We start from the raw sequence: 19425 nt of genomic DNA on the forward strand, positions 1-19425 counted from the left end.
ATAAATCACCATAATAACTTAACATCTAAGCTATTATGGTGATTTATATTTTTTATCCCAGTATTTGTTTTAAATCCTCTTCTGGTGTGCTTATTGGTTTAACATCAAAAGTATCAACTAAGAATTGTAATACATTTGCGCTTAAGAACGCTGGTAGTGTTGGTCCAAGGTAAATTCCTTTTACTCCAAGTGAAAGTAATGCCAATAAATCAGCAACAGCCTTCTGTTCGTACCAAGTTAAAATTATTGCAAGCGGTAGATCGTTAATACCACATTTAAATGCATCAGCAAGTGCCATAGCTATTTTAACAGCTGAATATGCATCGTTACATTGACCTATATCTAATAATCTTGGAAGTCCTGCTACTTCGCCAAATTCTAATTTATTAAAACGATATTTTCCACAAGCTAAGGTAAGAATAATGCAATCCTTCGGAACTTGCTTTGCAAATTCAGTGTAGTAATTTCTTCCTGTTCTTGCACCATCACATCCGCCAATTAGGAAGAAGTGCCTAATTTTACCGTCTTTAACTGCATTCACTATTGTTTCTGCATGAGCCAAAGTTGCTTTGTGTCCAAATCCAACTAGAATTTCTTTAACTTCTTCATCTTTTTCGAATCCACCGAGTTCTAGCGCTTTGTTTATTATTTCAGAGAAGTCCTTATGACCATTCTCATCCGCAGCTATATGCTTTACTCCATCCCAGCCAACAACACTTGTTGAAAAAATTCTATCTTTATAAGAATCCCTTGGTTTCATTAAGCAGTTCGTTGTCATTAAAATGCAACCAGGTATACCATCAAATTCCTTTTGTTGATCTTGCCAAGCCCCTCCAAAATTACCTACTAAATGTTTATATTTATTGAGCTTTGGATAGCCATGAGACGGTAACATTTCACCGTGGGTGTAAATATTTATTCCCTTGCCATCTGTTTGCTGGAGTAACATTTCAAGATCCCTTAAATCATGACCAGAAATCACAATAAATGGTCCTTTTTTAATATTTACATTAACCTTTGTAGGTGTTGGAGAATTATATTTCTCATTATTAGCTTTATCTAATACCTCCATAACCTTAACGCTCATATCTCCAGTTTTAATTAAGTACTTGATAAGATCTTGAAGGTTTAAACTATCATCAGTCATTACTGCTAAGGCTGTAAAATAAAAATCATCTACTTCATCGCTATTGTATTTAATAAATCTAGCTTGATGTGCATATGCTGCAATTCCTTTTAATCCGTATTTTATAGTTTCGCGAACTGAGCGGATATCAGCATCTAAATCCTCATCATACATAACACCTGCTCTTTTAGCGTCTTCAAGCATCTGCTCTTTAGTATCACTTAGATTATATAAAGCCTCTTTTGCATTTACTTCTTCCCCTGATGCTTTTTTCCTTGCATCTTCTTTTATTACTTGAGATTTTTTAAGCATATCTATATGAGATTCAGGATCAAAATTAACATTAGTTAATGTCATAAACAATGAATTTTCAATAAATGAAACCCATGACTTATCAATTTTTTCACCTTTAGCTAAAAGTTTAATAGCATAACAGCTTATTCCTTTTAACTGATATATGAGCAAATCCTGAAGTGCTGCAATTTCTGGTGTTTTTCCACAGACTCCTACGTTGGTACAACCTTTTCCACCGGCAGTTTGTTCGCATTGAAAACAAAACATTTTTCCTTGCATATTTAACCCTCCTAATTTTCAAAACTTCTATATTCTATTCTACACGTTCTTGGTATAATTATACAAGACATTAATGAGAATAGTCATATATGAATGTTATAATAATTATTGAATACAAATTATTATCATCATGATTAAGGTTAATTATACATAATAAATATTCCATTTTTAATAAGTTTTTTGATAATTATTTAATAGAGCACCCCCTCTTCTGTTGAATCATAGGAAAGAGTACACTGTTTTCTAGATAAATATGAATAAATAGATCCTTCTCTAAGTCATGGATTTTTGTATATGCTAGTATGAAAGAAGTACACGCCCCCTCTGGAGCATTAAAATCTCTAGTTATCTTCTCTAATTCTTTAATTATATTCCCAGCTGCGTCATGCTCACTCTCTGTATCCTTTATAACCTGATGTATTTCTGATAAAACACTATCGTCTTTGGTTATTTCGTATTTTTCAATAAGGGGGAACAGGTTCTCTTCCTCTTTAATGAGATGCTCCTCTAGTTCTATTTTCAAGGTTCCGAAAAGTTTATGCACCTTTAATAATTCTTCACTATGATGCTGAAAATGTACCTTGAGCACTTTAAATAATAGAATATCTATTTCTCTAAGTTGTTTTTTTGTAAATTCATGGTGGTTTTGTACTATGTGCTTTATTAAGATGGAAGGTTTTTCTTTTCTCCAGTCTTTATATTCTGAGTTAGATTTTGTAAATTTCTCGTACTCGCTATTAAGTTCCTCAATAATTATATCATAATCTATTACCATCTCATCCAAGGCCCCTGCTAAGGTATCATGTCCACCACAGCAGTAATCTATTTTGTATCTGTTAAATATTTCTGCAGCACCTGGGAAAATTGAAACTATTTCGCCCAGACTTTGATTTTCACTTATAATTTTTTTCATAATTAATTCCTCCTCTTATTTTTAAACTGTAGCTAGTAATAAATCAGCAGTATAATTAACTGCTCTTTCAATGCTCTTTAGGTTGTCCTCGTTTGGTGAGAATCTAATCCTTAGTGGGAATTCTATATCGATCATACCAGTAGACTTAATTACATCAGAAGTACTCAAAACTTTAATATTGCTTTGCTCCAAATAATCTTGAACTACCTCTATAGCTTCTCCACTCCAACCAAATGAACCAAAAGCCGCTCCTATTTTATTTTCTAGGTTTACTCCTTGTAGTTCTTTTAATATATCTTCCATGTTTCCAATCATATCAGCATACTTTGTGGAGCTACCAAATAAAATAGCGTCCGCGTCATTAATAGCTTTCATTACTTCTTCTTTTGCTACCTTGTTTACATCTATAATCACTGAAACTATATTTAACGCTTCAAATTTTTTTTTAATAAACGTAGCGATTTTTTTTGTTCTACCTGTCATAGTGGAGTATAACCTTACCAACCCAATATATATTCTCACTTAGCATAATATTTTTATTCATAATGTATTCCTCCTATATTTTACTTTATTCTAACGTGTTCTTGCTTTCCTATGACCCCATTCTATAATAATTCCCATTTTAAAAATATGATTCAAATCACAAATTGAAAAAAGAACAAAATTTATACATATTAACAATTGACCACAATAAATTAAAAATGTTATGATATTAAATGGTAGGTGATATATATATGGAAAATTGTAATTGTGAAAAATGTAATCATAGCCTATGTGCTAAAAAGGTACCAATATTTTCATTTCTATCTGATGATGAGCTTATAAAAATTATTGATATGACTGGACATAAAGTCTATAACAAAGGTGATATGTTATGTAGTCAAGGTGAAAAATCAGATACCCTATTCATTATTAATGAAGGTCAAGTTAAAACATCTAAATTAACAAAAGAAGGTAAGGAGCAAATAATTCATATCTTCACTGGTGGTGATTTTTTTGGGGAATTAAGTCTCTTTAGTAGTGATGAACTATGTAATTTTGATGCTTATGCTATCTCAAACGTTAAAATTTGTACACTAACTAAGCAAGATATGGATAAAATCATAATGAGTAATCCAGAAATATCATTAAAGCTATTACAAGTTATTTCAAAACGTCTATCTCAGACTGAAAATCTTGCCCAAAATCTTGCTACTAACGATGCAGAAATAAGAATCGCATTTATGCTTTTAGAATTTGGTGAAAAGTATGGTGTAGTCGTAAGTCAAGGCTTGCAAATCAACTTACCCATTAACAGAGAAGAAATGGCAAATTATGTTGGAGTTACAAGAGAAACCATAAGTAGGAAACTCAGCATATTTGAAGAACTGGGCATTATTAGCCTTAAGGGCAACAAAGTACTGATTATAAAACAAATAGAAAAATTAAGATCATATGTAGAATAGTACTGTCAAATCAACCTAAGAGATTATATACGCTCTTATGTTGATTTTTTTATTTAAAAACTTGTAACGTAAGTTACCGTCTTATAATATAAAAACTAGTATTATATTATTAAACAAGTTAATAATAATGATTGTAAGTTAAATCATCCCCTATGGAGATGCAAATTAATTAAAAAATAAGGAGGAACAAGCATGGATGCAATAGATTTAATGATAGATGAGCATAAATATATATCACGAGGATTAAAAGTATTTAGGAAATTAAGCATAGAAATATTGAATACTAATACTGTTGATTTTGTATCCTTTGAAAAGATGATTTTATTTGTTAGAAATTACGCTGATAAACATCATCACAATAAGGAAGAGGTTGTCCTATTTAAAAAGATGGAAACTCAATTAGGTCAAAAGATGGTAAAGGGACCCTTATCCGGAATGTATATAGAACATGATTTAGGAAGACAACATATTAAACTTTTAGAGGAAGCTCTACTACGAGTTAAAAATGGCGACTTAGATTCACAAGTTGATATAATCGCAAATTCTATCTGTTATAGTGATTTATTAACAAGACATATTGATAAAGAAAATAAATTAATATATGCCTTTGCTAGAAGAGCATTAAGTGAGGCTGACATGGTGGACGTAAATGAAAATTGTGAAAAACTTGAATCTATAGCAAATGAAAATCAGGTGCAAAAGAAATATATCGATGTTTTAGAAATGCTTGAGAAGAAGTATGTTACAGATTAATTAATATGCATTTATACTAAATCAATATTTATATTAAGGAGGAATTTTTAATGAGCAGATTTTTAGCACCAATTCACACTTTATTATTCAATAAAATAAAGGTAACAGAAGATCTAGAAATAAATTTAATAAATTCATTTAAGGAAGTTTACGGAGAAAAAGTAACTGTAATCGTAAATGATATTAATAAAAAATATGGTAATCCCTTAGAGGATGCACCTCTTGAGGACTTGATTGATACAGATAACATACATGGATGGCTACAGAATAAAATAGCAGCCGCAGAAACCCGTCAAGCAGAACTTTTAGGATATTTAATTAATAAATTCGGTGAACAAGCAGAAAAAGTAGCCTTTAATGTATATAACAATCAAGCTAACAATTTAGCAAAACAATCAAAAAATATTTATGAAACTACCACAGCTCCTGATATCTACCAGGCACTTAATGTATATATACTTGAAGGTATGCCTTGTGATAATGTAAATAGTATAACTATAAAAGACGTTGATATATTAGAGTGGCAGAATATTAAATGCTTACATAGAGCATATTGGGAGATTGCAGGAGCAAATGTAGATACCTTATATTCTCTTAGATTTTCATGGTTTAAAACTTTCGTACAAACAATTAATCCTCAATTTACTTATACAGTAAAAAAAGAGGGCTCCACTATTATTCATAGAATCGAAAGAAAATAAAGTTAATTATATAAAATCTAATAGAAAAAGGTATGAACCCTCAAAATCTAAGTCTCCAATATTCTTTTTAATTAGAAGCTTAAATTGGTTTAAAAACTTCCTCTTCCCATTTTTGGTAACCATAAATAATAATAGAAAAAATAACAAAAATAAAGTATCGTTTCCATGGAGTAGTATTAACTAATTGATAAATTCCTAACTTATTCTGTAATAAATATGGAAGTGGGAAAATTGCAAACATAAAATCTAAAACTATGTTAGTTATTAAGTATATCCAAAATCTCTGAAAAGTAAAATGAAAGATCCATATCGTTGTTACTAAAAAACCACCAAGTACAAATGCTTCAAACGAAGGTTGTAACCAAGGTAATATATGTACTTTTATAATCCAATATTTTTCATTGTAAGCAATTAAATTATAAAGAACCATTAGAAATGATGCTAAAATACCTACAGGCATAAAATGCTTTACCTGTTCTTTCTTCAAAAAAAATAATGTTAACCATGGAACCACTAATATTATCCATAATACGATTTTACTCAACAAATTTTTCACCCCTATTTTAATTATATATATTATAAATGTATTTTTTTTACGTGATATTATCATGTGCATTTAAAAAGACAATACTCATAGTAATTTATGGTATACCGAATATTCTCTTAAGCACTCCTAAAATACCGTAAAATCACAAAAAAAATTAAACGACCTCAGTCCAATGAATCTTAGGGCTATGGCCGTTTAAGTCAATTTTATTTTTCCTACCTAAGTTAACTTCTAATAAATCCACATCCAATGTCAAGTTTTTGCCTAGTTTACACGACTCGGGATGTAAGCGGTGCCTTAGCTGCGCTTACTATTTTTATTTAGAGCTTCAGTCTCAATATCATTGGTGTTTTCATTAATATTAGATATCATAAAATCCGAGTTAATAATAACACTTGAAACTGTACAGTTGTTTTCAAATGTTATTTTGTCCCAAACAATAGAGTCAGTGATTATAGTATTTGAACCTACTTTACAATTATTACCAACGCTCACATTGGGACCAATAGTAGAATTAACCCCAATTCTAGTGTTTTCACCAATATACGTAGGACCAATAATTTTACTAGAACTATGTATTGTTGTATTTTCACCTATAAATATTCCCTGATGTTCATCTTTAATTTCTGACAGTGGATACTCTCCGCTTAAAACATCCTCATTGGCCTGAATATATTCTTCAATACTGCCTATGTCCATCCAATATGCATCACTTTTATAAACAGCTATAGAATACCCTTCTTTTAAGAGTAATGGATATGTTTCTTTTTCTATTGATACTACCTGTGAATCTGGAATTTCCTTTAAAACATTTGGTTCAAGTATATATATTCCAGCATTAATATAGTTTGATTTTATTTCTGAAAGCTTTGGGTTTTCAGTAAAACTTTCAGCATAAAGATTCTCATTATATTCAATAACACTATAATCACAAGGATTTTCAACTTTAGTTACTGCAATAGTAACTGCTGCACCTTTTTCTCTGTGAAATTTCATCATATCTTTAATATTGATATCACTTAAAATATCCTCAGTAAATACGATAAAAGTATCATCGAAAAATTCCTCAGCATTTTTGATTGCACCTCCTGTACCTAAAGTAATATCTCCGCCTATATAATTAATCTTTACCCCTAATTTTGTACCATCACCAAAATATTTTTCGATTTTTTGTGGTTTATGGCCTGTACTAAGTATAACTTCATCAACACCATAATCCTTAAGTTTTAATATATTTCTTTCTAAAAGTGGTTTCGCCATAATTGGCATCATAGATTTAGGTAAAACGTCAGTTAATGGTTTTAATCCGTCCCCCACTCCGTCTACAAGAAATAATGCTTTCATAAGTTTTCCTCCTTAGTAGTTAGCTTCCTCAAAGCACACTTCTTTTGCAAAAGCGTCATTATAAAGTCTTATTGTATTTTCATATATAAAAGTGATTTACCATACAATTCCATTGTACCACAATAAGTACTTATCAGCGAGTTATGAGGAAATTATTGTATTTCCCTTGCTTTCCTTGCAAAATAATTGAAATAACTAGAGCTAATAGAGGTTATAGCCCTTTGCAAGTAACATACCATTAATTTTATTATCAAATCAACAAATTTTGGGTGGTCTCTCTTTGGGCTCAATATAAAAAGCTGTGATTTGTCATTTTTATTTCAAGTGTTATTTACATGTTGCACCAAATGTAAATGGGATGAAATGCAAATCTTGATTATCGGACTCCCCTTCAAATATTACCTTTAAATTTTCTCCATCTTCTTGTATCGGTTCAAATATTAAAACACCATCTTGAGCAACTCCAGGCAAAATATGACTATCTATTTCGGGCACTTTTTCATTAAGGTTAACTAATTCTTTAAATTGTTTATTACCTTGCGTTATATTAGTATTTAAACTATAAAAACTAATTTTGTCTTTTGTAGTATTATTAATGTTTATAAATAGCCTCGTTTCTTTTTCTGCAACTTCGATTTTATTAAGTTTTAAGATATAACCATTTTGATTTATTTCCTTATTTATTTGAATAGTCTTAATAGCTGGTGCAAATGCAGGTGAATAATCTGACCTTTCAATTTCGTTTGCTGCAATGCTAGGAGCTGTAAGTTCTACACCAAAAGGATTTTCACCTTCAAATGCTTTTCCAACAATTCCTGACACTTCAATAATATCGCCATTCTTCACACCAAGCTCTGGGTCTTTAAGTCCTATTATAGTTTTTTTGCTATGATCATCATTAGCATAAGCTTGAAGGTAGGTTCCTTTATCATCCTTCTTAGGTTCGGTAAATATCCTTGCATAGAAACAAACTCTTCTACCTTCAAACTTACTCGAATCTGAATATAGTTGAGCAAATTCGGTTTTTGAAAGTGGTGTTGTATTCTCCGAGCTAGAATTACTGGAATTTGAGCTACTTGCACCACAGCCAGTTAAAGCTAAAATAGAAATAATAACAATTATAAATAAATTTGTGATTTTCCTTAACATAAAACTTCCCCCTAACTTTAGATATTTTATATATTTCTACATTTATTTTCAAATTCCTTTAAATGCCTTGAATGAATTTAAACCCTCTTTAATTCCTTAGGTAAAAATCAATTTTCTGATAAATACTTTTTAATTGTTAAAATAATTCTACTATGCTAAGATTATAGTAGTCGTAATTAAATAGCACCCTTAGGAGGATAAAATTATGAGAATAGCTTTAGTTGGTTTTGGTGGAGTAGGGAAAGCATTTGTTAAACTACTCACTCTTAAATATAAATATCTAGCAAAAAAAGGGCTAAATATTAAATTGCTTTACGTTCTTAGTTCAAAGGGAGGAATATATAATCCTAATGGTATAGATTTAGCTAATCTTATTGAGTTTTTAAAAGACGAGAAAGATATTACTAAATATCCACATGGAGGAGACAGTAATGTCACATTTTCAAGTATATTAAATAACAAGGATATAGATTTATTAGTTGAAATGACACCAACTAACAGAAAAACTGGCGAGCCAGGAATGACACATATAACAAATGCTCTTAATAATAAAATTCATGTTGTAACTGCAAACAAAGGTCCCATACTTTTGGGATATAATAAATTAAAAAAGATAGCGCTTAAAAACAATGTACAGCTTGGAATTGGGTGTACAACTGGTGGTGCACTACCTACTATAAATAGTGGAATGATTGATATGGCGGGTGCTACGATATCATCAATTGAAGGTGTGCTTAACGGAACTACTAATTTTATCACGAATTATATGGAACTACATGGAACTACATATGAAACAGCCCTTCATGAAGCTCAAAAAATTGGAATTGCAGAGAAAGACCCCTGCCTAGACGTTGACGGTTGGGATACTGCAATAAAACTTGTAATTTTAACTAATGTTCTAATGAATAAAGAAATGACTCTTAATGATGTATTAATTGAAGGTATAACTAATTTAACTAAGACTGATGTTGCAAATTCACTTATTGAAAATAAAAAATATAAATTAATTGGTAGAACCATAAATACAGATGACACCATCCATATGAGTGTCAAGCTTGAAAAACTAGACATAACTAACCCATTATATAACGTTGATGGTAAAAATAAAGGAGTTAGATATATATCAGATACGTTAGGTGATCTAACATTAATAGGCGGAGCATCAGGCGTGATTCCAGCTGCAGCATCTGTTTTAAGAGACATAATTAACATTCATGATGGTTATAAATTCATCAAATAGCTTTAAACTGATTTTATTTAAACAAACAAGATTCAAGGTCTAATCACAAAAAGACAGCTGCGCTAATTCCTTAGCGTAGCTGCCTTTTTATATTAGAAATGTACTTTTTCTATATACTTACAATTAACGTCGATATGGTTTAAGAATAACAATAATCTTTCATAAAGTGGCTGAACTTTATCACCATACTTTACTTCTAGATTTTCTCCAATATCTTTTACAGTTTTTTTGCCATCTATCTGTAAAAACACACAACTACCATACTCATCTAAAGAAGTTTTCTTATATTCTGGAATTCTGAATTTAAGTTTTCTAAAGAACTTTTGGATCTTATGATCTTGTTTTTCAATCATAGTCACAATGTTGTCTATGCCTACTTCATATTGAAAGCTGTCAGAAACTTTATATATTATATTTAAAACATCTTCATTATTACTTAGCATTTTTTACCTTACTACTTACTATAGGAATTATAGTAGCTATTATTAGAACTACTAATATTATAATTGCCATAGAATTAGAAGCAGCAAACCCGCTTGGACCAGCTCCTTTTAACACTTTTGTTACTTGAAGTATTATTCCTATAAGTCCTATTATAGAACCACCAGCAACAAGTCCAGATGATAAACTTATACCATTAGAAACTTTATGCTCTTTTTCTTCTACAGATTTAGAAGTTTTTTCTATAAATACACGAACTAATGCACCTACGAGTATTATAGAAGTTGTAGCTATTGGTAAATAGAATCCTATAGCAACTGTCATTACAGGAAGTTTTAATAAGTAGAAAACAACTCCCATAACGGCACCAACGATGATCATAACCCAAGGTAATTCACCTGACATTATACCAGCAGTTAATGTTGCCATTAAGTTAGCTTGAGGCAATGCAAATTGAACATTATCACCAGTCATTGCAAGCTTACTTGCAAGCAATAATATAACTCCTATAACTACTGCAACACCAACCACACCAGATATAGCAAAGTATTTATCCATTTCATTTTTGTTACCACCTACTATGAAAGTAACCTTTTGTGATTGAGCGTAACCTCCAGCCATAGCAATAGCTGTAACTATAAATGTACCAAATAAAAGTAATGTTCTGTTGTTTCCAGGGCTTGTCCATCCCATTCCAACAAACAATAATGTTACAACAACTATAGAAGCTATAGTCATACCGGATACAGGAAGATTTGAAGTTCCTATAGTTCCAGTTAAACGACCAGAAACTATAACAAATAGTAATGATAAAAATAATGACAGGATAGAAGCAGTTATAGCCATTAATATGTTACCACCAGATATAAGGAAACCTCCTAAAAAACATACTACTATTCCAATAAGTAATACTATGATTGCAACAGATGAGCCTTCGCCACCATTTGAATCCTTAGCATTAAGAGTTTGCTTTATGGAAGTTATTATAACAGGTATAAGCTTTACAGCACCTATTAACCCACCAGAAAGCATCATACCAGCACCAATATATTTCACATAACTACCAGCGATATGTTTAACCTCCATAGCGTTTATAGCAACACTAGGATCATTCCATACAGTTACACCATCTCGTCCAAGTTCTATAAAATACCCTATCAAAGGCATAATACCGAAGTTAGATAACAAAGAACCCGCAAACATCATAAGTGAAACTTCTAACCCAACTATGAATCCTATACCTAATAATAGAGGGTTAACTTCAACTTCAAATTTCCACTTATAGAAAGTTTCATTTACATAACTTACAACAGTGTTAGCTAAATTAAAAAATGAACCCGTTACTAAAGTTATAAGACCACCAATTCCGAAACCGATTCCCATGAATTTCATTGACTCTCCAGCACCTTCTGAAGCAACAAGTGTTTCAGATATAGCCATTGACTCAGGGTACATTAATTTACCATGCTCTTCAACTATTAAATAATTGTAAACAAGAGAAGCTACTCCCATACCGAATAAAACTCCACCTATACCAACAGCAAATCCTTCTAAGAAAGAAACTTTAGCTCCTATTAAAAGAACTGCTGGTAAAACAAATATTATACCACTAGCAACAGATTCTCCACCACTAGACATACCTTGAACTAAGTTTTTGCCAAGGATACCCTTTTGTTTAGCAAATGCAGCTATTAATGCAGAACCTATTATAGATCCTGGTATACCAGCGGCAACTGTAAGCCCTGCTTTCATTCCTGAATAAGCAGTTGATGCTGCGAATATAGTGGCTAAAATTATACCGATTATTAATACGGCAAGATTTCCACCAGATTTAGAACCACTAGAAACGTAAGGAACGTATTCTTTACCAGTTACGCCCCCGTATGCATTTTTTGACAACTTATGATCCATAAGTTATACCTCCTTTAATGTTTTATAAGTACAATTATACCACGGATTTATCCTCAAACTATTTTTCACAATTTTACGAATAAAGAATTTTACTTATTAAATAAGTTTCAATTGTTTTATTATTATACAATATATTCAATCTTTTCTCGTCTATCTACATCATCACTAAACTGAAAGTTGCAGTTTGCTATTTAGAAACGACAACCCTATTTCGATTTTCATCCTTTGCCTTATACAATGCATTATCAGCTGATTTAATAAACTTTTCAATAGAATAGTTATTGGATGGTATAGTTGTATATACTCCCAAGCTAATTGTTACATGTTTTGCAACAGAAGACATCTTATGTGGAATATCTAATTCTTCTACATTCTTACGTATTTGCTCTGCAATTAAAAAAGCTCTCTCATTACTCAAATCATTAATCACCATTGAAAATTCTTCTCCTCCATATCGCGCTACAAAATTTGAAGAATCAGTAGAAAAATCTAACAAAACTTTAGCAATTTTGATTATACAATTATCACCATCCTGGTGTCCGTAAGTATCATTAAAGGATTTAAAAAAGTCAATATCCATCATAATTAATGTTAGTGAACTAGAACCTTTTATACATTGTTCCCATTGAGATTTTAGTAACCTATCAAACATTAAACGATTATATAAACCAGTTAATCCATCCTTTTGAGCTAATAATTCCAACTCTTGATTTACCTTTTTTAATTCTTCATATAGTTTCTCCATCTCACTAGTTTTTTCTTGTATGATTTTTGTATTATTAAAATCATCTACTCTCCCCTTATAAATAAAGGTCTGTATTAGCCAGGATATAATTATAACTATTGAAGTATTAATATAATTACCCAAAAGCACTAAATGATTTTTTTGAAAAAACGGCAAACAAATAATAAATATAATATTTACAGATATATTTATAATCAATGTATCTATAGGCTTAATTGATGAAAATAATGCTACACCTATAATAGCTGTAAAATATACAGTAGTTTGCCCGTATGAAATCTGATCTAATAAGGTTATACCAATACTCCACATTAGGATAAAACATGCACCTGCATAGAAGATACGTTTAATAGTTTTTCTTTTAATAATCTTACTTTTTTCTATTTTTGAGAATAAAATAAAATAAGCAATGCAATTAATAATCATTACTACATACATTATTATATAATAAATACGAGGAGTATTAAAAATTTTCTCTTTTTCTATTATAGCTGAGACTATTATCATAATAATTTCAAAAACAATTAAAATTACAGTTAGAACTTTTACCCTGTATACGCCCATTTTAATCATTTCATCACTAAATTCTGTTTTATATTTTTCTATTACTTTTGAATTTAAATATTTGTTAATTTTATAAAAATTCATTTCATCCCCCCCGTGCTATAAAGGTAAACCACCTTAATTTGATACAATATTCACTTTGTAGCTTTATTATAAACAATTTCCTCCAATTTAACAAGAAATAATCAAATTCTCGACATAAAAAGCCACAAGTTCTACATGGTGGAGGGGATGATAATGAAATTGCTCCATCGCTCGGGACTTTGCGAGGTAGCCGAGCTTGCTGCTGCACCCATTAATATTCTTTCAAACTGTTTATCAAATTTGTTTGTCGTTATAAAACTTTCATTTAAAAAAGCAATTTTTCTTGAATGTTTTTTGATTATATACTGTAGATAACTGTTGATAATAGGGATTACATAAATAAAGGCATATCTAAGAATTTCTTCTGCTAAGGTTGATGTATAATAAATTTTTACCTGTTAAATCTATTGTTTTAAACTTAATGTGATTTACGGCTTAAATATTAAGTTTTTTGAATAAATACAAACTGTTATTACAATTGTTATTTTAGCTTTTGCACCTCAAAACGGAACCCGTTAATAATTATCTGCATTCTTTTATTTTGAAAGTAGATTTCTATCTTCCATTTGTGGAGGTCGTTCCAACCATTTATATTTAATCATTAGCTTCGCACCTTTTCTTTCATAAACAAAAATAAGCTCCTTTCAGTGCAACGCACTAAAAAGAGCTTATCCAAAATAAAATATAAAGAACGTTATTCATTAAAACGATATTACACCTAAAGCAGCTAAAATATTTGTTATAACTATTAATAATGGGAAAGACATTACAGTTCTAAAAAGAAATACTTTAATTACATCCCAAAAGCTTAAACCAATTTTACTTTTAACTAAAATCATTCCAGTTTCAGACATAAATACTAACTGAGTAAATGCTAATACACCAATAAAAAATCTTGAGGCTTCAGAAACCGATCTACCGATAAATAAAGCTGGTAAATACATATCTGCAAATCCAGCAACCGATGCTGGTGCCATGATCGTTGCTACTTCATTACTGTACCCTATCCAAGTATAGAAATATACCAGTGGTGCACTAATGATATTGAAAAACTGGGTATATTCTGCCACTACCAAAGATAATGTTCCAACCGCCATAATAATAGGTAAAAATCCAACGTATATGTTAACAATATTTTTTAACGCCTGAATCATTACATCGTAAATTTTGGCATCTCCTGCCTGCACTATTGCAGATTTATATGCATATTCAAAAACAGTTTTACCTTTTGGAGTCTCAATTATACTCGGAGTTACCCCTTTATAATAAGTTGGTGGAAATTTCTTAAGTGGCATTCTAGCTGTAATAAAAGCCACTATAACAGTTACTAATGCAATAGATCCATAAAATATCGGAAAAATATCCGCAAACCCTAGCTCTTCAGCTACTGCAGAAGCAAATGCTATACCTACAATAGAAAAACTGGTTGCAATTATATAAGCTTCTCTTCTATTATAGTATCCTCTTTGATATTGGTTATCCGTTACCACAATACCAATTGTACCATCACCAACAAAGGATGCAATGGCATCGATAGTTGAATAGCCTGGTACTTTAAACAACTTTTTAACTATAGGCCCTAATAAAATACCTATAAATTCAACCATACCAAAATGTGTTAATAAAGGAAGGGCAATAATAGCTACAAAGAACGTTATATAAAGTGTGGTTAAAAGACCACCATCTCCTGCCATCAGCCCGCCAGTACCGCCATCTAAAATCATACCTGCAAACTCATAGTTTTGAAACCAATTATTAATCACCATAAGATATAAAAATGAACCAACTATCCTTAATACAACATTTAAAGGTGATGCTTTGAATACAGAATTAACATATTCATTTTTTGAAGAATAAAAAATAAAAAGAATAGTTGCAATTAGCACAACCCATGCACAAATAATAGTGAAACCAATAAATGAATCAAACATATTTCCTGTAACAAAATTTACTATGTGGGATATAGCAATTTTACTTTCTCCTTTAATATTAAAAGGTATTAGAAAAAAAATAAATCCAAAAATTGATAAAAATACAAACTTTAACTTATTTATCATACTTACAAACCTCCATTTTGTCTTAACTACGATGCACAATTTCTAGAATAACATACACACAAAAGTCTTGCAATAGGTTTTTGCATATTTAATCAGTATTTTGTATATATATTCAATCTAATATATATTAGCATAAATTAAATGAAAATAAATATATATTGCCTTTCACTTCATAATTCAATACTTTTTTATTCATAAGATTCTTACAATTTTAACACCTTTTATATTTTAACAGCATATAGTATAGGAAATTAATTTCTTTGAGAGGAATCTATGAAAAAAGTAATAATATCCTCAATGCTTTGCATAGCTCTATTAATTAGCGGCTGTAGTTCAAATGTGAATAAGAGTATGTCAGACACTAAAGACGGCACTAATGTAATTGTAAAAACCGACTCCTTAGAAGCTTCTGTGGAAGCTGATATTAAAACTTTACCTGAAGAATATCCCAAAAATTTTCTGCCTATTTCTGATAAAGATAATGTTGTCTTTGTAAGCAAAATGACTGTAAATAATAACTCTTCTATTATCGTAGAAGTTGAATCAAAAAAAAACATTGATGAGTTACACAGCTATTATCTAACATACATTGGTGGAAACAATCTATATTCTTCAAAATCACAAAATTCCATATCTATAGCCGGTACACTTAAAGAAAATTCTAAATACACCGCATCAATAATTGGAGAATATGATGATATGGCTAAGGTTTTCAAATATAGTATGACATTTAATAAGGAGATGACTGGAAGTCATCTCCTTCTATGTATTCTGTATAACTGGGATCTATACCGGCATCCAAAACCTTCTTTATCATAATATTATTAATAGGCAAATTATCATAGCCCACTGTTCCCACTTTTATATTACCTTGAAAATCCCCATAGCTGCTAGTGGACCCTATTTACTGGTTGCTAATGACCTGAATTTAATCTCTGATGTTGGGATTGATAGTCAAATTCTGTTTACCTTTAAAATAGATTAACGCATTGTCTGTATACATTTTAGAAACCCCCTCAGGAATCACATCGTCATTAATCCATTCTCTACGTTCTTCATTAAACTGTTTAACTGTTTCTGGTGAAAACTCTATATCAAGTATCTCTCTTATATCTGTAATTCTTAGTGCTATCATAATTGCCGCGATATGTGATTTAGTGAGTGCTGACCTAGTTCCCTTAGTTACTTCCGATATTGTAGTTGGTCTCAATCCACTGATTGTAGCCAATTTGTTTTGAGTTAAACCACGTTTCTGAATAGCTTCATCAACTCTTGAAATAAATCTAATCTCTGGAATACTGTTCAATGTATTAGTAAGCATATCACCAGTATGTTCGTGTAGCATTTTTGACATATCAACTCTATTCATTTTAACGAATCCTCCATTCAATTGAATCTAAATTTATGATAGCCGAATTACGTTACAATTTCAAGACTTTTACTAAATGAGGCTTATTTTTAATCATTTTATCATTTACTATTTTTCCCAAGTAACAGTTACCCTAGTGGGGTGTGACGCACCCCACTAGGGTAACTGTTACATAATTTCCAGTTGTATCAAGATATACTTGATTTGTGTACAATAATAATTATCAGTTTACTAATCCAGCGATATAGGGTGATAAGAGTAAGCTTACATCCTTTGTATTTATTGACATACCAACTTTTAATATTGGGAGTTTTAGCTCTCTAAAATTAATGGCGAAGGCATCTACTATTTTCTCTGTTCCTGTACTTCGGCCACCTAAAGTTGATCCTTTAACTTGGTTATATGCAGCAAGATAATAAACTTGATTATTAGAAAGTGTAACAGGTACTAGTAGCGGTAAGATTAACAACCCTCCTGTTAAAGAGTTTACTACAGAAGTCACAGCAATAACATTGGCTGCTGTCTGAGTTACTGGTTGTAGGATTGCCAACTGAAAGTTCCCTGTACTACCTGTTTGAGTAACATAAGTTGCAAGGCTACTAATAGTTGTTTGTTGTCCATTAAAAGCAAGGGCTCCAATTGCCTGGTTGTCTCCTTCCCCCTGATTAAAAGCAATTACTGCATTTATATCTCCTATCTTCAAAGTTTCAATAAATCCCGAATTATCTCCCCCTGTAGCACCAGTAGATCCTGTTGTGCCAGTTGCACCGTTTAATCCCGTAGTTCCAGTGGCTCCGGTAGCTGAATCAGTATATCCACCTATTTGAAAATAGGGAATACCATAATCACAATAAATTTCACTCATTCTATTGCACCTCGCTTAAATTGTATTATTGCAAATATCTAAGAAATAACTAGAGGTGTCGCCAACATTGTCGTTGGATCTACCCCATAAAGTAGACTTTCTTTAGCTGTCTACTTTATAGCGAATTTTTAGACACTTACATAAGATTGTATCCATTTCAATATATTTATAATAACTCTCAATTGTGACAAATATATTCAGCTTTTAACAGTTTATTTTTACATGAATGTAAAAATAAACACCCAAGGGGTGCTTTTGAAGGAGGAACAACTGAGCTTATATAAGCATAGAAAAATATCCCATATTATATAATTATATGGGATATTTTCTATTAGATTATTTAGTTAGTTTATCTTAAAAAAAGTTTAAATATGACATGTATTATATTATAGTTTTTAATAGTTTTACTGTATTATCAATGTGAGTAATGTTAACAGTTTTTGCTCCTTTGAAGTGTCTATCTCTATCAATGGGCAAAGTTCCAAAACCATCTAAATCATATGCTACCATCATATTTTTACTTAATTTTATATCCATTACCAAAAACCATTCCCTCATTAGTTTGTGATTAGGAGGTAAATAAACGAACTCAATATTTGGGTGGGACTCTAGTGTAGTATCTTTTTCTCCAAATAAGTATATTTTATCTACATTATCAGCCATTTTTAAATATCTATCCCAGATTTTTTTAGCTCTAGATATTTTTTGAAATCCTGCATATATGGTACCCTCTCTTTTCTTATTTAGTGCCACACTTTCCATTATAAAACACATTCTTTCTAAATTTGAAATTTGAGTTTCATATTTAATATTTGCTATAGAAAAGGTTTTGTCTGATTCGTTACTAGACATTTTTATAACATCACCCTCAACCTTTTCAAAAATTTCATCATAAATTGAAAAATTTTTCATTTATAAAATCCTCCTTTAATTTTGTTGAACAAATTATAAGATAATATTGATACAATGGTAAATTTAATTAAATTAAACGGAATAATAATTAATACGAAATATAGGCTTAAATTAACTACAATGGGGTTAAAAGAAGCAGCTAAATTAAGAATCATTTGTTTGTTAACACCTAACAAAATATTGTATAATGGAAACATAATAAAATAATTTACAAGTGCAGATAGAATACTTATAATAATTGTAGATAATAATAAACTTATTTTAATTTTTTTTGTTTTGTTATATAAGAAATGAATAAGTATAATAAAGGATGCTGATATTATAAAATTAATTAATTCTCCAATTCCAGCTGATTGTGATACGGTAAAATGTAAAATGTTCTTTATTAAACTAACAAATATCGCCTCATAAACGCCTCCTGTAAGCAACATAATAACAGCAGGTATTTCACTTAAGTCCACTTTTAAAAAAGGTGGAAATAGAGGTAAGCTAGTATTCAAGAACATTAGTATAAAGGATAAAGTGCTAAATATAGCTATCCTAACTATTTGTTTAGCAGAGTATTTAATGATATGTTCACCCCCTTTTGAAACTTCAATTTGAGTATACTACACATAACGAATTATATAAAGGTTTATTTGTATAATTTTGTTTAAATTTATTTCGTTTCGAATTATAACATAACT

19 protein-coding genes are annotated in these 19425 nt (G+C 30.5%); 5 read left to right on the forward strand and 14 right to left on the reverse strand.

All coding sequences use genetic code 11. The features are described 5' to 3' along the window. Window positions 1-52: 52 nt before the first annotated feature. The 3 genes from hcp to ACREWB_RS19095 form a co-directional block, all read right to left on the reverse strand. Window positions 53-1699 (reverse strand): hydroxylamine reductase, encoded by a 1647-nt coding sequence (hcp, locus tag ACREWB_RS19085; protein ID WP_431549055.1) that lies wholly within the window; start codon window positions 1697-1699, stop codon window positions 53-55. 187 nt (window positions 1700-1886) lie between these two features. Further along, window positions 1887-2612 (reverse strand): iron-sulfur cluster repair di-iron protein, encoded by a 726-nt coding sequence (ric, locus tag ACREWB_RS19090; RefSeq protein WP_431549056.1) that lies wholly within the window; start codon window positions 2610-2612, stop codon window positions 1887-1889. A gap of 21 nt (window positions 2613-2633) precedes the next feature. Continuing rightward, window positions 2634-3095: a flavodoxin domain-containing protein gene (locus tag ACREWB_RS19095; protein WP_431549057.1), complete on the reverse strand. Its 462-nt coding sequence runs from the start codon at window positions 3093-3095 to the stop codon at window positions 2634-2636. 251 nt (window positions 3096-3346) lie between these two features. On the opposite strand from ACREWB_RS19095, the gene ACREWB_RS19100 reads away from it, so the two are divergent. The 3 genes from ACREWB_RS19100 (at window position 3347) to ACREWB_RS19110 (ending at window position 5511) form a co-directional block, all read left to right on the forward strand. Beyond that, entirely contained in the window at window positions 3347-4057 is a 711-nt protein-coding gene (locus tag ACREWB_RS19100) for a Crp/Fnr family transcriptional regulator (RefSeq protein ID WP_431549058.1), read from the forward strand. A gap of 192 nt (window positions 4058-4249) precedes the next feature. After that, window positions 4250-4810 carry a hemerythrin domain-containing protein gene (locus ACREWB_RS19105; protein ID WP_431549059.1) on the forward strand — a complete coding sequence of 187 codons (561 nt, stop codon included), beginning with the start codon at window positions 4250-4252 and terminating at the stop codon, window positions 4808-4810. A 50-nt stretch (window positions 4811-4860) separates the two neighbouring features. Then, complete coding sequence (locus tag ACREWB_RS19110; protein WP_431549060.1) at window positions 4861-5511, forward strand: hypothetical protein; 651 nt, start codon at window positions 4861-4863, stop codon at window positions 5509-5511. A gap of 79 nt (window positions 5512-5590) precedes the next feature. Here the strand turns inward: ACREWB_RS19110 and ACREWB_RS19115 are convergent, their stop codons facing one another. The 3 genes from ACREWB_RS19115 to ACREWB_RS19125 all read right to left on the reverse strand — a co-directional run bounded on the left by ACREWB_RS19115 (window position 5591) and on the right by ACREWB_RS19125 (window position 8551). Further along, a complete protein-coding gene (locus tag ACREWB_RS19115) occupies window positions 5591-6055 on the reverse strand; it encodes a hypothetical protein (RefSeq protein ID WP_431549061.1) in 465 nt (154 codons plus the stop codon). Between the two features lie 300 nt (window positions 6056-6355). Beyond that, entirely contained in the window at window positions 6356-7402 is a 1047-nt protein-coding gene (locus tag ACREWB_RS19120; RefSeq protein WP_431549062.1) for a nucleotidyltransferase family protein, read from the reverse strand. 327 nt (window positions 7403-7729) lie between these two features. Further along, entirely contained in the window at window positions 7730-8551 is an 822-nt protein-coding gene (locus tag ACREWB_RS19125; RefSeq protein ID WP_431549063.1) for a DUF4352 domain-containing protein, read from the reverse strand. A gap of 205 nt (window positions 8552-8756) precedes the next feature. On the opposite strand from ACREWB_RS19125, the gene ACREWB_RS19130 reads away from it, so the two are divergent. Next, window positions 8757-9791 (forward strand): homoserine dehydrogenase, encoded by a 1035-nt coding sequence (locus tag ACREWB_RS19130; protein WP_431549064.1) that lies wholly within the window; start codon window positions 8757-8759, stop codon window positions 9789-9791. Window positions 9792-9883: 92 nt separating this feature from the next. Here the strand turns inward: ACREWB_RS19130 and ACREWB_RS19135 are convergent, their stop codons facing one another. The 4 genes from ACREWB_RS19135 to ACREWB_RS19150 form a co-directional block, all read right to left on the reverse strand. Further along, window positions 9884-10234, reverse strand: coding sequence for a PqqD family peptide modification chaperone (locus ACREWB_RS19135; protein ID WP_431549065.1), 351 nt, complete (start codon window positions 10232-10234; stop codon window positions 9884-9886). Next, window positions 10224-12143: an OPT family oligopeptide transporter gene (locus ACREWB_RS19140; RefSeq protein WP_431549066.1), complete on the reverse strand. Its 1920-nt coding sequence runs from the start codon at window positions 12141-12143 to the stop codon at window positions 10224-10226. Before ACREWB_RS19140 ends, ACREWB_RS19135 begins: the two co-directional genes overlap by 11 nt. Before the next feature lie 187 nt (window positions 12144-12330). Next, window positions 12331-13536: a GGDEF domain-containing protein gene (locus ACREWB_RS19145; protein ID WP_431549067.1), complete on the reverse strand. Its 1206-nt coding sequence runs from the start codon at window positions 13534-13536 to the stop codon at window positions 12331-12333. A 701-nt stretch (window positions 13537-14237) separates the two neighbouring features. Then, window positions 14238-15593 (reverse strand): YjiH family protein, encoded by a 1356-nt coding sequence (locus ACREWB_RS19150; protein WP_431549068.1) that lies wholly within the window; start codon window positions 15591-15593, stop codon window positions 14238-14240. A 273-nt stretch (window positions 15594-15866) separates the two neighbouring features. On the opposite strand from ACREWB_RS19150, the gene ACREWB_RS19155 reads away from it, so the two are divergent. Beyond that, a complete protein-coding gene (locus ACREWB_RS19155; RefSeq protein ID WP_431549069.1) occupies window positions 15867-16412 on the forward strand; it encodes a hypothetical protein in 546 nt (181 codons plus the stop codon). A gap of 109 nt (window positions 16413-16521) precedes the next feature. On the opposite strand, the gene ACREWB_RS19160 is transcribed toward ACREWB_RS19155, so the two are convergent. The 4 genes from ACREWB_RS19160 to ACREWB_RS19175 all read right to left on the reverse strand — a co-directional run bounded on the left by ACREWB_RS19160 (window position 16522) and on the right by ACREWB_RS19175 (window position 19338). After that, window positions 16522-16962: a helix-turn-helix domain-containing protein gene (locus ACREWB_RS19160; protein ID WP_431549070.1), complete on the reverse strand. Its 441-nt coding sequence runs from the start codon at window positions 16960-16962 to the stop codon at window positions 16522-16524. 223 nt (window positions 16963-17185) lie between these two features. Then, the gene (locus ACREWB_RS19165; RefSeq protein WP_431549071.1) at window positions 17186-17827 is read right to left on the reverse strand and encodes a hypothetical protein; all 642 of its coding nucleotides are present in this window, start codon (window positions 17825-17827) and stop codon (window positions 17186-17188) included. A 381-nt stretch (window positions 17828-18208) separates the two neighbouring features. Next, window positions 18209-18739: a DICT sensory domain-containing protein gene (locus ACREWB_RS19170; protein ID WP_431549072.1), complete on the reverse strand. Its 531-nt coding sequence runs from the start codon at window positions 18737-18739 to the stop codon at window positions 18209-18211. Further along, entirely contained in the window at window positions 18736-19338 is a 603-nt protein-coding gene (locus tag ACREWB_RS19175; protein WP_431549358.1) for an ECF transporter S component, read from the reverse strand. The genes ACREWB_RS19170 and ACREWB_RS19175 overlap by 4 nt, the downstream gene beginning before the upstream one ends. Between the last annotated feature and the right edge of the window lie 87 nt (window positions 19339-19425).

The organism is Clostridium sp. (assembly GCF_050717635.1).
Taxonomy (GTDB): domain Bacteria; phylum Bacillota; class Clostridia; order Clostridiales; family Clostridiaceae; genus Clostridium_AD.

Coding starts and splice junctions, on each gene's coding strand:
- hcp (WP_431549055.1), bottom strand. CDS start 1,699: ATGCAAGGAAAAATGTTTTGTTTTCAATGCGAACAAACTGCCGGTGGA.
- ACREWB_RS19145 (WP_431549067.1), bottom strand. CDS start 13,536: ATGAATTTTTATAAAATTAACAAATATTTAAATTCAAAAGTAATAGAA.
- ACREWB_RS19155 (WP_431549069.1), top strand. CDS start 15,867: ATGAAAAAAGTAATAATATCCTCAATGCTTTGCATAGCTCTATTAATT.
- ACREWB_RS19130 (WP_431549064.1), top strand. CDS start 8,757: ATGAGAATAGCTTTAGTTGGTTTTGGTGGAGTAGGGAAAGCATTTGTT.
- ACREWB_RS19110 (WP_431549060.1), top strand. CDS start 4,861: ATGAGCAGATTTTTAGCACCAATTCACACTTTATTATTCAATAAAATA.
- ACREWB_RS19100 (WP_431549058.1), top strand. CDS start 3,347: ATGGAAAATTGTAATTGTGAAAAATGTAATCATAGCCTATGTGCTAAA.
- ACREWB_RS19140 (WP_431549066.1), bottom strand. CDS start 12,143: ATGGATCATAAGTTGTCAAAAAATGCATACGGGGGCGTAACTGGTAAA.
- ACREWB_RS19135 (WP_431549065.1), bottom strand. CDS start 10,234: ATGCTAAGTAATAATGAAGATGTTTTAAATATAATATATAAAGTTTCT.
- ACREWB_RS19125 (WP_431549063.1), bottom strand. CDS start 8,551: ATGTTAAGGAAAATCACAAATTTATTTATAATTGTTATTATTTCTATT.
- ric (WP_431549056.1), bottom strand. CDS start 2,612: ATGAAAAAAATTATAAGTGAAAATCAAAGTCTGGGCGAAATAGTTTCA.
- ACREWB_RS19105 (WP_431549059.1), top strand. CDS start 4,250: ATGGATGCAATAGATTTAATGATAGATGAGCATAAATATATATCACGA.
- ACREWB_RS19095 (WP_431549057.1), bottom strand. CDS start 3,095: ATGACAGGTAGAACAAAAAAAATCGCTACGTTTATTAAAAAAAAATTT.
- ACREWB_RS19160 (WP_431549070.1), bottom strand. CDS start 16,962: ATGAATAGAGTTGATATGTCAAAAATGCTACACGAACATACTGGTGAT.
- ACREWB_RS19170 (WP_431549072.1), bottom strand. CDS start 18,739: ATGAAAAATTTTTCAATTTATGATGAAATTTTTGAAAAGGTTGAGGGT.
- ACREWB_RS19120 (WP_431549062.1), bottom strand. CDS start 7,402: ATGAAAGCATTATTTCTTGTAGACGGAGTGGGGGACGGATTAAAACCA.
- ACREWB_RS19150 (WP_431549068.1), bottom strand. CDS start 15,593: ATGATAAATAAGTTAAAGTTTGTATTTTTATCAATTTTTGGATTTATT.
- ACREWB_RS19165 (WP_431549071.1), bottom strand. CDS start 17,827: ATGAGTGAAATTTATTGTGATTATGGTATTCCCTATTTTCAAATAGGT.